At 65.6% G+C, this 14,278-nt stretch carries 13 protein-coding genes; 8 read left to right on the top strand and 5 right to left on the bottom strand.

Annotation, left to right across the window (positions count from 1 at the left end; translation table 11 throughout):
* Nucleotides 1-6: 6 nt before the first annotated feature.
* Nucleotides 7-1,146, top strand: coding sequence for an NAD(P)H-dependent flavin oxidoreductase (locus tag PWF70_RS19760; protein ID WP_286352739.1), 1,140 nt, complete (start codon nucleotides 7-9; stop codon nucleotides 1,144-1,146).
* Between the two features lie 186 nt (nucleotides 1,147-1,332).
* Here the strand turns inward: PWF70_RS19760 and PWF70_RS19755 are convergent, their stop codons facing one another.
* From PWF70_RS19755 to PWF70_RS19735, 5 genes are all read right to left on the bottom strand, one after another.
* A complete protein-coding gene (locus PWF70_RS19755; protein ID WP_035754632.1) occupies nucleotides 1,333-1,575 on the bottom strand; it encodes a hypothetical protein in 243 nt (80 codons plus the stop codon).
* Between the two features lie 349 nt (nucleotides 1,576-1,924).
* Nucleotides 1,925-3,316 carry a hypothetical protein gene (locus PWF70_RS19750; RefSeq protein ID WP_006358688.1) on the bottom strand — a complete coding sequence of 464 codons (1,392 nt, stop codon included), beginning with the start codon at nucleotides 3,314-3,316 and terminating at the stop codon, nucleotides 1,925-1,927.
* A gap of 634 nt (nucleotides 3,317-3,950) precedes the next feature.
* Entirely contained in the window at nucleotides 3,951-5,480 is a 1,530-nt protein-coding gene (locus tag PWF70_RS19745) for an AMP-binding protein (RefSeq protein ID WP_286352738.1), read from the bottom strand.
* The gene (locus PWF70_RS19740; RefSeq protein ID WP_006358685.1) at nucleotides 5,477-6,598 is read right to left on the bottom strand and encodes an acyl-CoA dehydrogenase family protein; all 1,122 of its coding nucleotides are present in this window, start codon (nucleotides 6,596-6,598) and stop codon (nucleotides 5,477-5,479) included. Before PWF70_RS19740 ends, PWF70_RS19745 begins: the two co-directional genes overlap by 4 nt.
* Nucleotides 6,599-6,624: 26 nt before the next feature.
* Nucleotides 6,625-7,830, bottom strand: a complete 1,206-nt coding sequence (locus PWF70_RS19735; RefSeq protein ID WP_035754638.1) for an acyl-CoA dehydrogenase family protein — start codon at nucleotides 7,828-7,830, stop codon at nucleotides 6,625-6,627.
* A gap of 145 nt (nucleotides 7,831-7,975) precedes the next feature.
* Between PWF70_RS19735 and PWF70_RS19730 the strand changes: the two genes are divergently transcribed.
* The 7 genes from PWF70_RS19730 to PWF70_RS19700 all read left to right on the top strand — a co-directional run bounded on the left by PWF70_RS19730 (nucleotide 7,976) and on the right by PWF70_RS19700 (nucleotide 14,277).
* The gene (locus PWF70_RS19730; protein WP_035754640.1) at nucleotides 7,976-8,170 is read left to right on the top strand and encodes a ferredoxin; all 195 of its coding nucleotides are present in this window, start codon (nucleotides 7,976-7,978) and stop codon (nucleotides 8,168-8,170) included.
* Between the two features lie 83 nt (nucleotides 8,171-8,253).
* Complete coding sequence (locus tag PWF70_RS19725) at nucleotides 8,254-9,144, top strand: 3-oxoacyl-ACP reductase (protein ID WP_035754642.1); 891 nt, start codon at nucleotides 8,254-8,256, stop codon at nucleotides 9,142-9,144.
* A 63-nt stretch (nucleotides 9,145-9,207) separates the two neighbouring features.
* Nucleotides 9,208-9,972, top strand: a complete 765-nt coding sequence (locus tag PWF70_RS19720; protein WP_279958340.1) for an MlaE family ABC transporter permease — start codon at nucleotides 9,208-9,210, stop codon at nucleotides 9,970-9,972.
* Between the two features lie 3 nt (nucleotides 9,973-9,975).
* Entirely contained in the window at nucleotides 9,976-10,827 is an 852-nt protein-coding gene (locus PWF70_RS19715) for an MlaE family ABC transporter permease (RefSeq protein WP_004022039.1), read from the top strand.
* A 57-nt stretch (nucleotides 10,828-10,884) separates the two neighbouring features.
* A complete protein-coding gene (locus tag PWF70_RS19710) occupies nucleotides 10,885-12,006 on the top strand; it encodes an MCE family protein (protein ID WP_006358680.1) in 1,122 nt (373 codons plus the stop codon).
* Entirely contained in the window at nucleotides 11,999-13,057 is a 1,059-nt protein-coding gene (locus tag PWF70_RS19705; protein ID WP_006358679.1) for an MCE family protein, read from the top strand. The genes PWF70_RS19710 and PWF70_RS19705 overlap by 8 nt, the downstream gene beginning before the upstream one ends.
* Nucleotides 13,054-14,277, top strand: a complete 1,224-nt coding sequence (locus tag PWF70_RS19700; RefSeq protein WP_006358678.1) for an MCE family protein — start codon at nucleotides 13,054-13,056, stop codon at nucleotides 14,275-14,277. Before PWF70_RS19705 ends, PWF70_RS19700 begins: the two co-directional genes overlap by 4 nt.
* The last annotated feature ends 1 nt before the right edge of the window (nucleotide 14,278 follow it).

Here is a 14,278-nt window from a genome sequence, read left to right as displayed (position 1 = left end):
GCAAAAATGCGTACAGAACTCGCCGACAAGTTCGGCATCGAATACCCGATCTTCGGGTTCACGCCCAGTCAGGATGTCGCGGCCGCGATCAGCCGTGCCGGCGGACTCGGCGTGCTCGGGTGCGTGCGGTTCAACGAGGCCGAGGAACTCGACGAGGTCCTCGAGTGGATGCACGAGAACACCGACGGTAAGCCGTTCGGCGTCGACATCGTGATGCCGGCCAAGATCCCGACCGAGGGTTCCAAGGTCGACCTGGATTCGATGATCCCGCCGGAACATCGGGCGTTCGTGGAGCGCACGCTCGACGACCTCGGCGTTCCGCCACTGCCCGGTGAGGACCGCGTCAATGCGGGCGTGCTGGGTTGGCTGCACTCGGTGGCCCGCTCGCATGTCGACGTCGCCATGGAGCATCGTCGTAAGTACGGGCAGATCAAGCTGATCGCGAACGCTCTCGGTTCGCCGCCGTCGGACGTCATCCAGACCGCACACGACAACGGCGTGCTGGTCGCCGCGCTCGCGGGCGCGAAAGACCATGCGCTGCACCACGTCGAGGCCGGCGTCGACATCGTCATCGCCCAGGGATACGAGGGTGGCGGACACACCGGCGAGGTCACCTCGATGATCCTGTGGCCCGAACTCGTCGACGCGGTCGGCGACACCGCGCCGGTGCTCGCCGCCGGCGGCGTCGGTAGCGGCCGCCAGATCGCAGCTGCGATCGCGCTGGGTGCGCAGGGCGTGTGGATGGGGACCTACTGGCTCACCGCTGCCGAGTACAAGCTCGGAGTGCCGGAGGGATCGGACAGGCCGTCCACCGTGCAGCAGGCGCTGCTCAAGGCGACGTCGCGGGACACCGTGCGTCGTCGTATCTACTCCGGCAAGCCCGCCCGCCTCCTGAAGACCGCCTGGACTGACGCCTGGGACGCCGACAACGCACCCGAGCCGTTGCCGATGCCGTTGCAGAACCTGCTCGTCGCGGAGGCGCACGCGCGGATCTCGGCTGCCGACAACCCAGACGTCGTCGCGATGCCGGCAGGCCAGATCGTCGGGCGCTGCAACGCGATCACCCCGGTCGCCGATCTCATCGCGGACCTCGTGAGCGAGTACGAGGAGGCCGTCGGCCGGATGAACAAGACGCTCCACAGCTGACCCGCTCCACAAACCCATCCCTTTTCCTCAAACACGCCCCGACGACGACGGGCGGGTATACGGAAAAGGGGTGGGTTTGTGTCAGGGGCGGTAGGTACAGCGCCGGCCGCCACGATTTTGACGGACGCAATCATCCCTTGTTAGCTGGTTGCCCTCGGTGCCAGGGGGCCTGGAAAAGCCGCGTCGTCAATCCATCACGACGAAGAATGCGATCGCGAGACCTCCAAGGACAAAAAGAGTTCCGATCGCGACGCCGGTGCAAATATGCCTCGTTTTCCCGTGCGCGTACATCCCGATTGCGCCAGCAAGAAACAGAAGTATGTCGAGGACCAGTCCCGGCGCCCAAAGGAGCGTGTATGCGAGTAGAGATACCGCTGATGCTGCGACAGTGACGAACGGCGTCACAGGTCCGAAGAATCGCTTATCCATCAGTCAAGACTCCAGGACGGTCAACAGAACAGCGCTGGCGAAAACTGTTCCTGAGATGATTGCAGGCCATTCCCGCCACGGCTTCCCGATCGCCAGGAGGGCGCACGAGATAACAAGGGTTCCCGCCAGAAGAAGTAAGCGCGAGGCGACAGCTGGCCATGCCGGGATGACGTTGGGTATCAGGAATGTCACGTACATCAGTAGGACGGCCATGAACGTTTGCACCACGAAGGTGGTTTGGGGTGCGTGACGGTTCGAGTCGTTTTGACTCTCCTCTGGAGTCATCGGCCGAAGGGGTGATAAGAGTCGGAGAAAGAAAACCTCGTCAGACCGAGAACGTCTTGGCGATTCATCGCGCTCCTTCAAGCTCAGGAGGATCGTCCGCGCTACCCAGGTCGGTCATGCCGGTAATGTTGCCTAGGTCAATCGGATACGAGTGATTGCCAGGTGACGTGTACTTCTCCGTCGGAAAGCGATCGAGGTCATTGTCGTAGTCTCCGTAGTCGTGATGGAACTTGAGGTTCAACATAGGTCCGGTCTTGTCGTGGTCGCCCGCGTCGTCGCGGTGAAGGACCTCAGTGCGGCCGTCAGGTAGATGCTGGTACGTCTCCATCGACGGATAGTCTGTGGCCTCGCCTGAAACGCGAGCGCCGCCGGCCTCAGGTGTGACAATGGTCTGGCCATTCACGGACCAACCGAGGTCCGCTGCGATCTCAGGGGCCAGTGGATCTGAACCTTCGTAGACGATTGCGACCGTTCCGTCAGCCAGTTGGCTGGCCTTGACCGAGGGCGTCCCGGTCTTCACATTGCCGTGCTCATCGACAGATGGATTCTGGCGTGCGACGATTACGCCATTCTCATAATCGATGAAGTATGACACGCGGGTGTCTTCGGGTGCGAAGTTGACATCGAATTCGCGATTGTCGCCTAGATTCCTAGGGAGTGGCAGCGGTTTGTCCGCTTTCATGCCGGCGATGACCTCGTCAATAGGAATGAACAATCCAGTGGCTACAACGCCTTGCCCGGGGACAGGTCTTATCTTTATGACACTGATAGCCGGCGGCACGCCCTTGTTCTTCGGGTCGTAACTGTGCGGATCGAGGGCGGCGGCAATGCGCCAGTCGTTCGCCGTGGCGGGCATGTAGCCGTATACCTGCTCAAAGGCCTTCGCCTGATTGGTTGTTCGCGTCATGGTGCCGCTGGCGGTAGCGATGGACGCAGGGGTGATTCCACCGATTTCGCTGAGCGCCGATTCAATCGCGTTTTTGGTGTCGGTAACTGCCTGGTCGGATGCCGTGCCGTGAGCAGGCAAAGCCGTTTGATGTTGGAAGGCGAGATCTGCGCTGTACTCGGCGCCGGACGGGGCCGTGTTCGGGTCGAACGTAACGGTGTACTCGCGGCTTCCGCGGTCGAGGATATAACCTTGGTCGCCCGCCGCCTCCGTAGCGTTCTTGAGTGTGGTAACAGCACTCTCTATATTCGCCGCTCCGGAAGTGGCGGCGGATGCCAGATCGCCATACTCGTCCGCGACGTTCCTCAGCCATCGCGTGACCGATTCTGCTCTCGAATCAGCTGGTCCTCGGGCCTCGCCTGTCCATTCAGCGGGGGTGAGGTCGAGGACTGGGTTCCCGGCTAGAGGTGCTTCCAGGTCGAGGCTCGCTTTGAGCGCGAATATCCCGTTCGCGATGGAGACGAGGTTTGAGGGCTTCCATGACGTGACTTCGTTGTAGCTAGGCGGCATCTAACATGGCGCCCTCGTGAGTACGTCCATCAGGATTGGCACCGGAACCGGGTGGTCTGTCGCAGGTCCGACACGTGCGGGGTACGCGACCGCGTCGCGGATGAGCTTCCCGCTGCTCTGATCCGTTTCGACGGTGGTGTTTCGGCATGCCATCACCAGCTCTGCGAATGCTGATACAGCATTGGAGGCAGTCGACAAGGAGCTTTGGATTAGACGATCACCGTGCGCAGCGATACCTGACATGTCGTCAGTCGCGCCTCGGAAAGAGCCAGCGAGTGTGCTGAACGTTTGAGTCATAAAGCTGGTTCCGAGGCCAGCATTGAGGCTGAGGTCGCCGATGCGGGTCGCACAGTCGTGAATCTGGGTGGCGGCCGAAACCAGCGACGGCGGCTCTACGATTAGTTCTGACATCATCTCCCCCGCATGTTCCGGTCGAAGCTAGCACGCACAACGCAGTCCTGGCGTTTTGCCGTCGCCAACGTCGTTCACACCCTAGTGGGACCAGTGGGATCGCTGGGGAACGATCCACATGCAGCGGCAGGATCGCGGGCACAGGCGCCCACAAACCCACCCCTTTTCCGTAAATCCGCCCCGTTAGCGAGGGGCGGGTTTACGGAAAAGGGGAGGGTTTGCGTCAGGGGCGGTAGGCGCGACCGTCGCGCCGCCAGGTGGGCGGCTCCGGATTCGCCGCGAGCAGGCGCTTGACGGTCTTGAAGGTCGCGGTCTCGGGCAGCGCGTCGACGATCCGCACGCGATGTGGCCACTGTTTCGGGCCGAGATCGTCCTGCGCGGAGAGGAACTCGGCGAAGTCGTCGGGGTTCAGGCTTCCGTCTACGACGACCACCGCCTCGATCTCGTCGCCGATCTCCACCGGAACCCCGTGCACCGCGGCCTGTCGGATCGCGGGATGCCGCAGCAGGATTCGTTCGATGGGCCCGGTGCCGAGGTTCTCGCCGTCGACGCGCAGCCAGTCACCGAGTCGGCCGGCGAAGTGCAGGTAGCCGTCGTCGTCGACCCAGGCCAGGTCGCCCGTGTGGTAGATGCCGCCGTGCATGCGTTCGGCGGTGGAATCGGGATCGTTGTAGTAGCCGGCGAACAGTCCCGGCCCGGAGGAGTTCACGATCTCGCCGATCACACCGGTCGGCACGGGTTGTCCGGTCTCGACGTCGACGACGGCCGTCGGTTCACGCAGGGGACCCAGCGCGTCGTGCGGGGTGTCCGGCGTACGCGTGATGGCGACACCGCCTTCGGTGGAACCGAATCCGTCGACGACGCGGCAACCGAACCGCTCGGCGAATCGCTTCCGGTCCACCGCCGACGCCTCGTTGCCGTACATGATCCGCAGTGAACTCGATGCGTCGTCGGGATGCGGGTCGGTGGCGAGGATGTAGTTGAGGGGCTTGCCGACATAGTTGGCGTAGGTCACGCCGTAGCGGTGGAGGTCGGCGACGAAGCCGCGCGCGGAGAAGCTGCGGCGCAACGCGATCGACGCACCGCTGGCCACTGCCACACTCCAGCCCGCGATCATCGCGTTCGAGTGGAACATCGGCATCGACAGATAGACGACGTCGTCGGCGCCGATCTCGAAACGCTCGGCGAGCATCGGTCCGCTGACCGCGAAGGTGCGATGGGTGCAACGCACGGCCTTCGGATCGCCGGTGGTTCCCGACGTGAAGATCAGCATCAGCAGATCGTCGGGTGAAGCCTCGGCAAGCGGCGCCGCAGCAGCGGCAGAGACCGCCGACGACCACTCCCGCCCGTCGACGTCGACGACGCGGACATCGCCGAGGTCGACGTCGGTCAGCAACTCGCGGGTGTCGTTGCCGTACAGCACGATCTGGCAGTCGGCGCGTGCGACATCGGCCGCGAGCGCGGCTCCTCGGCGGGTCGTGTTCAATCCGACGAGGACGAATCCGTGCCGTGCCGCGGCCGCGAACAGGGCGGCGAATTCTGCTGTGTTGGAGAGCAGTACGCCGACGTGTGGAGGTCGCTCCGGCGACAACCACTCGAGCAGGACGCCGGCCCGGACCGCGGCATCGTCCAGATGACGCGCCCAGGGGGTGAATTCGTCCTCGAAGTGCACACCGCGATCGGTCACGGCGGACAGGTCGGCCAGCAGGCCGGCGACCGTGGACCGCTGGGTCACGGCTCCCGAGACGCTCACGCCGGGGTGGCGGCCAACTCGGTGCCGATGGCGCGCACCGACGCGGTCGCCGAACCGTAGGCGAACTCGTTGTGCTTGGCGCGCAGGAAGTACCGGTGGACCGGGTGGCTGGTGTCGAGGCCGACGCCGCCGTGGACGTGCACCGTCGTGTGCGCGACCCGATGACCGGCTTCAGCGGCCCAGAACTTGGCGGTGGCGATCGCATTGTTGATCTCACCGGCATTGTCCGAGTTGGCCAGCAGCCAGGCGGCCTGCGTGGTGGTCAGGGCGAGACCCTGGGCATCGATGTACCCATCGGCCAGACGCTGGGCGACGGCCTGGAACGAGCCGATCGCGCGACCGAACTGCTCACGCTCACGGGCGTATTCGGCGGTCAACTCGAGTGCGCGCCCCACCACGCCCGTCTGCTCGGCGCTGCAGGCCAGCGTCACCCGGACCCGAAGCGCGTCGGCCACGTCCGAACCCGCCAGCACGGCGTCGGAATCGACGGGAACGTCGGCGAACTCGACGTGTGCGGTGGGGATCAGGCCGGTCGCCGGGGTGGCGGTGATCCGGATGCCTTCCGCGGTGGTGGGAACCGCCACCACGACGACTCCGTCGGGGCCGGTTGCGTTGACCAGCAACAGATCCGCTGCCTCGGCGTAGGGCACGCCGACCTTGACGCCGGACAGTCGGGAGCCGTCGGAGGAGAGCGTCGTGGTGGGGGAGTCGGTCGGCGAACCCAGGTCCTCCTCGATGGCCACCGACACGACGAGACCACCCGACGCGGCGGACGCCAGCACCCGGTCGCGCAGACCGGACGAACCGTGTGCGGCGATCACGGGCAGCGCGGCCACCGCGTGCTGGCCGAACGGCACCCGTGCGAGCACCCGGCCGAGTTCGGTTGCGACGAGGGCGTTCTCGATGACGCTCAGGTCGCCACCGGCATCGCCGACGGCCGCCGACGACAGTTCGAGTCCCAGCAGACCGGCGCTGCCTAGTTGCTGCCAGAGATCGGAGTCGATCGGCGCGCGGGTCGACTCGAGGTCGGCGACGCGTTCGGGCGTGCTGACGGAGGTGGCGATGTCGCGGGCCAGGCCGCGGACGTCGTCACCGGATTCGGGGAGGGAGAAGTCCATGGTGGAGAGCCTTTTCGAGGGTGGGGTCAGCGACGCTGGTGCGGCAGGCCGAGGGCGAGCATGGCGATGATGTCGCGCTGGATCTCGTTGGTGCCGCCACCGAAGGTGAGGATCAGCGAGGTGCGCTGGAAGCGTTCGAGGCGACCGTTGATGTGGGCGCCGGGGCTGCCGGCGCGCAGCGTCGCGGCCGGGCCGACGACTTCCATGAGCAGGCGGTAGGCCTCGGTCGCGAACTCGGTGCCGTACACCTTGGTCGCCGAGGCGTCGGCCGGCGACGGCGCGCCGCCGGAACTGGCCGCCGAGGCGATCTTCCAGTTGATGAGCTTGAGGAACTCGACCTTCGCATGCACCCGGGCCAGGTTCTGCTGAACCCACGGGGCGTCGATGACGCGTTGGCCGTCGCCGGTCTTGGTCTGCTGCGCCCAGGCGATCGTCTCGCGCAGAGCGGTCTGGATCGGTGCCGCGCTGCACAGCGCGACCCGCTCGTTGTTGAGCTGGTTGGTGACCAGGGGCCAGCCGCCGCCCACCTCGCCGACCACCGACGATGCCGGCACCCGCACGTCCTGGTAGTAGGTGGCGCTGGTGTCGACCCCGGACATCGTGTGCACCGGCGTGTAGCTGAAGCCCTCGGCGGTCGTCGGCACGATGAGCACCGAGATGCCCTTGTGCTTCTTGCCGCCCTCCTGCAGCGTCGACGGGTCGGTGCGGCAGGCGAGCCAGATGTAGTCGGCGTACGGGACCAGGCTGGTCCACATCTTCTGGCCGTTGATCACGTAGTCGTCGCCGTCGCGGACCGCGGTGGTGCGCAGGGCGGCGAGATCGGTACCGGCGCCCGGCTCGGAGTAGCCGATGGAGAAGTGCAACTTGCCCGCGGCGATGCGCGGCAGGAAGAAGGACTTCTGCTCGTCGGTGCCGTAGTGCATGATCGTCGGCGCCACGGAGTTGATGGTCAGGAACGGTACGGGCGCACCCGCGATGGCGGCCTCGTCGGTGAAGATCAGCTGATCCATCATCGAACGGTTCTGGCCGCCGAACTCGGTGGGCCAGCCCAGGGCGAGCCAACCGTCGGCGCCCATCTGCTCGACGACGTCGCGGTAGGCGTCACCCTCGCCGAGCTCGCCACCGTCGCCGCCGGACAGAGCGGCCCGGCGGTCCTCGGTCATCAGGTTCGAGAAGTACGCGCGGAGCTCCCGCCGGAGCTCGGACTGTTGATCGGTATAGGCGATTCGCATCGAAACTCCATGGGTGGGTGGCTAGCGTCCGGACCCCGCTTGTGGTCAAGTTATGGGGGTAAGGCTCGTCTAGTTTCTGAAACACGTTCTAACCTGTTCTGGCAGCCCCGTCAACAGGCGACGAGCCGGTGAGGAGAAGGTTCTGATGCGTATCAAGGCAGATTTCGACCTGTGCGAGTCCAATGCCATCTGTGTGGGGATGGCGCCGGACTTCTTCGACCTGGACGATGAGGATTACCTGGTCATTCTCCAAGAAGAGATCCCCGCGGACCGCGTCGAGGAACTGCGACAGGTGGCGGCGAACTGCCCCAAGTCCGCCCTCACGGTCGTGGAGGACTGACCCAGCTGGAACTCCCGTTCGGTTCCATCCGACGGGGAATCATGCTAGAACAGGTTCTAGTTTCAGCTCAGGAGGAATGTCGGGTGGGTTACTCGTTGGACGGTCGCGTCGCGGTCGTCACCGGTGCAGGTGCAGGTCTCGGGCGGGCGGAGGCCATCGGCCTCGCGGCGGAAGGTGCCACGGTCGTGGTGAACGACCTTCCGGCAGCGCTCGATTCGAGTGATGTCATCGACACGATCACGTCGGCCGGTGGCCGCGCGGTCGCCGTCGGGGGTGACATCAGCGACTCGTCCACCGCCAGTGCCATCATGGCCGCGGCCACCGAGCAGCTCGGCTCACTCGACATCGTCGTGAACAACGCAGGCGTGGTCCGCGACAAGATGCTGTTCAACATGACCGACGACGAGTGGGATCTGGTCATCCGCGTTCACCTGCGGGGCCACTTCCTGCTCAATCGCAATGCGGCGTCGCACTGGCGTGCGGCGTCGAAGGCCGCTGGTGGCCCGGTCTACGGCCGGATCATCAACACCTCCTCGGAGGCCGGGCTGCTCGGCCCCGAGGGACAGGCCAATTACGGTGCCGCCAAGGCCGGCATCACCGCGCTCACGCTGTCCGCGTCGCGAGCACTCAAGCGTTACGGCGTCCGCGCCAACGCGATCTGTCCGCGTGCCCGGACCGCGATGACCGCGGACGTCTTCGGAGACGCGCCCACCGACGGCGTCGATCCGCTCGATCCAGCACATGTGGTCCGGCTCGTGAGCTACCTCGCCGGACCCGAGGCCGACGGCGTCACCGGTCAGGTGTTCGTCGTGTACGGCCCCAAGGTCACCCTCATGGCGGCACCCACGGTCGACGAGGTGTTCACCGCCGACGGCGATGCCTGGGACTCCGACGACTTGGCCAAGACCCTCACGGGCTTCTTCGCCGACCGCGATCCCGGACGCACGTTCTCGGCAAGCGCTCTGGTCAACTGAGCATTTCGTCGAGTTTCTGCGTGATAGGTTTCGCGATGGTTCGAGGGTGAAGGGGGTCCGCTGGTGCTGAGCAAACTGGCCACGCCCCTTGGGGGGATCGGCGACTTCGTGGCGCTCGGCGTCGAATCGGCGCGCGAGTTGTTCCATCGCCCGTTCCAGTGGCGGGAAACAGTAGAACAATCGTGGGCGATCGCCCGTGTTTCGATGGTGCCGACGCTGCTCGTCGCCATCCCCTTCACGGTGCTCGTCAGCTTCACGTTGAACATCCTGCTGCGCGAGATCGGCGCGCAGGATCTGTCCGGGGCCGGCGCCGCCCTGGGAACGATCACCCAGATCGGTCCGATCGTGACGGTGCTGATCGTGGCGGGTGCGGGTGCCACCGCGATCTGCGCGGACCTCGGTGCCCGCACCATCCGCGAAGAGATCGACGCGATGAAGGTGCTCGGCATCAACCCGATCCACCGGCTCGTCGTGCCGCGCATCGTGGCGTCGACCGGCGTCGCGCTGCTGCTGAACAGTCTCGTCTGCACCATCGGCATCGGCGGCGGCTTCATCTTCTCCGTCTATCTGCAGGACGTGAACCCGGGCGCCTTCGTGGCCAACCTGACGCTGCTCACCGGCTTCGGTGAGCTGATGATCTCCATGGTCAAGGCCGCCTTGTTCGGCCTCTTCGCCGGCATGGTCGGCTGTTACCAGGGACTCAACGTCAAGGGCGGTGCGAAGGGTGTGGGCGACGCCGTCAACGAGACCGTCGTGTATTCGTTCATGGCGCTGTTCGTGGTCAACGTCGTCGTCACCGCGGTCGGACTCAAAGCGACGGCGGGCTGAGCGATGGTACTTCCTTTCACAACCCGATTCCGGACCGCGCGCGTCGCGGTGAAACGAGCCGGCGAGGACTGGGACCAGATCGGCGATCAGGCACTGTTCTACTGGGACAGCGTCGTGTCGATCCCCCGCGCGATCAAGCACTACAAGAAGGAGACCCTGCGGCTCATCGCCGAGATCTCCATGGGTACCGGCGCGCTCGCCATGATCGGCGGAACCGTCGTGGTCGTCGGCTTCCTGACGCTGTTCACCGGCGGCACGATCGCCGTCCAGGGTTACAGTTCGCTGGCCAACATCGGCGTCGAGGCGCTCACCGGCTTCTTCTCGGCCTTCATCAACGTGCGCATCGCGGTGCCGGTGATCTCCGGTATCGCCCTCGCGGCGACCATCGGTGCCGGAGCCACCGCGCAGCTCGGCGCCATGAGGGTCTCGGAGGAGATCGACGCCCTCGAGACGATGGCGATCTCCTCGATCCCGTATCTGGTCAGCACCCGCATCATCGCCGGCCTGATCGCGATCATCCCGCTCTACGCGCTGGCCTCGCTCGCCTCGTTCCTCGCGAGCCGCTCGGCGACGGTGTTCCTCTACGGACAGTCACCGGGTGTGTACGACCATTACTTCGACACCTTCCTGATCCCGTCGGACATCCTCTGGTCCTTCGTGCAGGCCATCTGCATGGCCGTCGCGGTGATGCTCATCCACACCTATTACGGGTACAACGCCTCCGGCGGCCCGGTCGGCGTGGGCGTCGCGGTCGGCAACGCGGTCCGCGCGTCGCTCGTCGTGGTCGTCGTGATCACCCTGCTCACCTCCCTCGCCATCTATGGCGCGGACGGCAAGTTCAACCTGGCGGGCTAAACCATGAGCAGAAAACAAGAACGGACACGGAGAACCCGTCGCCTGGCCGCCGTCGCGATGGTCGCGGCGCTGCTCGCGCTGATCATCGGCGCCAGCGCGTCGTTCCTCGGCGCGTTCAAGGGCACCCAGCAGATCACCCTGGTCGCGCCGCGTGCCGGCCTGGTGATGAATCCCGACGCCAAGGTCAAGCTGCGCGGGGTCGAGGTCGGTCGCGTCGGCAAGATCGACGAGCAGGGCGGCAACGCGATCCTCACCCTCGACATCGCGAACGACTCGATGTCGAAGATCCCGGGCAACGTGGTCGCCGACATCAAGTCGAACACCATCTTCGGTGCCAAGGCCGTGAACTTCGTCGTGCCGGGCGAGGCCGAGGGACAGCTCAGCGCGGGCGACGAGATCTCGGCCGACCGCGTGGTCGTCGAACTCAACACCGTCTTCCAGCAGCTTGTCTCGGTACTCGCCGACCTGCAGCCGGAGAAGCTCAACGCGACGCTCGGCGCGGTCGACACCGCGCTGTCGGGTCAGGGAGAGGACATCGGTGTGGCGCTCGAGCAGCTGACCACCCTGTTGGGCAAGACCAATCCGCATCTGCCGGCGCTGAACCGGCTGTTCCGCGAGGGCGCGACGGTCACCAACGTCTACGCCGACTCGATGCCCGACCTGATGCGCACCGTCGACAACTTCACCACCGTCGGGAACACGTTGGTGGACAACACCTCCAACCTCGACGCGCTGCTGATCAACGCCACCGGGATGGCCAACACCATCGACGGCGTCATCGCACCGACGAAGAAGACCCTCATCGGTGCGCTGTCGGATCTGAATCCCATTGCGGCGCTGCTCGGTTACAACTCGCCGGGCATCAAGTGCTTCCTCACCGCGGGCGCCATCGCCTCCGAGGTCGCCGCGCCGTTCATGGGCGGCCGCAACGGTATGCTGATGCTCGACGCCGGTCTGCTGCCCGGTAGGGACCCCTACGCCTACCCGTACGACCTGCCCGAGGTCGGGGTCGAGGCACCGCCCACCTGTGCGGGTGGCCTGTCCGACCCGGGCACCACCGATCACGCCCCGTTCTTCGTGGGCGACAATGCACCTCAGCCCTACCAGCCCAGGACCGAGCCGAAGGCGAACTCGAAGAAGCTGTTCCAGATCTTGTTCGGGGAGCCGCCCCGTGGATAACCGCGCACGCGCATTCCGCGCGATCCTCATCAAGCTCGGCGCGTTCACCGTGGTGATGATCCTGGTGTTCGTCGCGCTGGTCGTGGTCTTCAGCCGCTACCGCTCCGGGGCGTCGAACGAGTTTTCCGCGGTCTTCACCAGTGCCTCGGCCATGAAGTCGGGCAGCAAGGTCAAGATCGCCGGCGTCGAGGTCGGGGCCGTCGGCGACGTGGGGCTGAACCGTGCCAACGAGGCAGTGATCACCTTCTCCGTCGACGAGCAGTACCCGCTCCCGAAATCCGTTCGGGCACTGATCCGTTACGAGAACCTCACCGGTGACCGCTATCTCGAGCTCCAGCAGGGGGCCGGCGACACCTCGACCTTCCTCGGCGGCGGCGCGCAGATCCCGGTCACCCAGACCGAACCGGCGCTCGATCTCGACAAGCTCGTCGGTGGCTTCAAGCCGCTGTTCCGCACCCTCAACGCCGACGAGGTCAACGCGCTCACCAGCTCGCTGATCGCGGTGTTCCAGGGACAGGGCGGGGCGCTGAACACCCTGCTGTCCAACACCGCGTCGTTCACCGATGCCCTCGCCGACCGGGATCAGCTCATCGGTGACGTCATCGACAACCTGAACACCACGCTCGCGACGCTCGACGGCGACCGCGCGGGACTCGACACCAGCGTCGACCTGCTGCAGCAGCTGGTGACCGGGCTCGCCGAGCAGAAGGGCACGATCGGCAACGCTCTCACGCAGACGTCTCGGGTCACCAACGGTCTCTCCGACCTCCTCTCGACGACCCGGCCCACGCTGCAGTCGATGGTCACCAACACCGGCCGGGTGTCGGAGGAGCTGCTGGCTGCCGAGCCGTTCGTCCGGAACCTGCTCACGCGCCTGCCGGAGGACTACAAGACCCTGTCCAACCTCGGTTCCTACGGGGCGTGGCTGCAGATCTACTTCTGCCGCCTGCGTCTCCTGCTCCCCGCACCCGGTGGGCAGACGATCATCTACACCTCGAACAACGTGATGGGTGACACCACCCGTGCGGGCGGAAGGTGTGACGGCTCATGAGCCTTCCCTTCGGCGGCATGTTCTCCAGCCGCAGAACAGAATCGGACCAGGCCGACATCGCGCGCGAGGAGAAGCACGGCGGACGCACCCGCGCCCAGGTCGGTGTCATCGGCATCGTCGTCATCGCCTTGGTGGTCATCACCGCGATGCAGATGGACAAGCTGCCCTACCTGGCGCCCATCAGCACCTACAGCGCGTACTTCGACGACGCCGGCGGGTTGGCCAAGGGCGACATCGTGTCGGTCTCCGGTGTGCAGGTGGGGACGGTCGAGGGCATCGAACTCGCCGGCACCGACCAGGGCACCAAGGTGAAGGTGTCCTTCCGGATGGACGACACCATCGAGATGGGCGACGAGACACAGGCCGCCATCCGCACCGAGACCGTGCTGGGCCGCCGCAACCTGACGGTCATCCCGCACGGCGGCGAACGCATCAAACCGGGCGGATCGATCACGCTGGGCAACACCATCGCGCCGTACTCGCTGCAGGACGCGCTCGAAGGTGCCACCGACACGATCTCCGGAACCGACACCGACCAGCTCAACACCGCGCTGAACACCCTCACGGTCACCTTCTCCGAGACCCCGGATCAGGTGCAGGGCGCGGTCGACGGCGTCGCCCGACTGTCGAAGGCCGTCGCCGACCGCGACGACGAACTCCGGGCCCTGCTCGCCAAGGCCAACCAGGTCAGCAAGATCGTCGGGGACCGCAACGACCAGATCAACCGACTGCTCATCGACGCCAACGCACTCGTCGGCGAGATCGAGATGCGCCGGTATGCGCTCGATCAGCTGATCAAGGGGATCGGCGACGTCACCACGCAGCTGCGCGGCTTCATCGCCGAGAACAACGCCCAGCTGACACCGGTGCTCGAGAAGTTCGACCGCGTGGCGAACATCCTCACCGACAACGAGAAGAACCTGAAGGAGACGATCGACCGGTTGGGTCCGTTCGCCAACACCCTCGGTGAAGCCGTCGCATCCGGTCCCAACTTCGATTCCCTGGTCGGCCTGAACACCTTCGGCGACTACACCGCCATCTTCCTGAACGCGCTGCGCGGCCGGTACCCGCAGGTCTGGCAGTCGCTGATGTACTCGGCTTTCCCGCTGATCCCGGACAACTACAAGCTGGGCCCGCCGGACAACACCGACACCCCGCGCGGTCCGCTGCCGTCCCCGACCTATCCCAAACCGGCACCGACCACGAGAGGAGGACGGTGAC

The sequence above is a fragment of the Gordonia sp. Swx-4 genome, from assembly GCF_030316175.1.
In the GTDB taxonomy this organism is placed as follows: Bacteria; Actinomycetota; Actinomycetes; order Mycobacteriales; family Mycobacteriaceae; genus Gordonia; species Gordonia alkanivorans.
The sequence above is the reverse complement of the archived record's forward strand: the minus strand, read 5'-3'. Positions and strand labels throughout refer to the sequence as shown.

Excerpts from the sequence above, each read along its gene's own strand:
- PWF70_RS19755 (WP_035754632.1), bottom strand. The coding sequence starts at position 1,575 with ATGGATAAGCGATTCTTCGGACCTGTGACGCCGTTCGTCACTGTCGCA.
- PWF70_RS19740 (WP_006358685.1), bottom strand. The coding sequence starts at position 6,598 with ATGGACTTCTCCCTCCCCGAATCCGGTGACGACGTCCGCGGCCTGGCC.
- PWF70_RS19700 (WP_006358678.1), top strand. The coding sequence starts at position 13,054 with ATGAGCCTTCCCTTCGGCGGCATGTTCTCCAGCCGCAGAACAGAATCG.
- PWF70_RS19760 (WP_286352739.1), top strand. The coding sequence starts at position 7 with ATGCGTACAGAACTCGCCGACAAGTTCGGCATCGAATACCCGATCTTC.
- PWF70_RS19730 (WP_035754640.1), top strand. The coding sequence starts at position 7,976 with ATGCGTATCAAGGCAGATTTCGACCTGTGCGAGTCCAATGCCATCTGT.
- PWF70_RS19735 (WP_035754638.1), bottom strand. The coding sequence starts at position 7,830 with ATGCGAATCGCCTATACCGATCAACAGTCCGAGCTCCGGCGGGAGCTC.
- PWF70_RS19750 (WP_006358688.1), bottom strand. The coding sequence starts at position 3,316 with ATGCCGCCTAGCTACAACGAAGTCACGTCATGGAAGCCCTCAAACCTC.
- PWF70_RS19715 (WP_004022039.1), top strand. The coding sequence starts at position 9,976 with ATGGTACTTCCTTTCACAACCCGATTCCGGACCGCGCGCGTCGCGGTG.
- PWF70_RS19710 (WP_006358680.1), top strand. The coding sequence starts at position 10,885 with ATGGTCGCGGCGCTGCTCGCGCTGATCATCGGCGCCAGCGCGTCGTTC.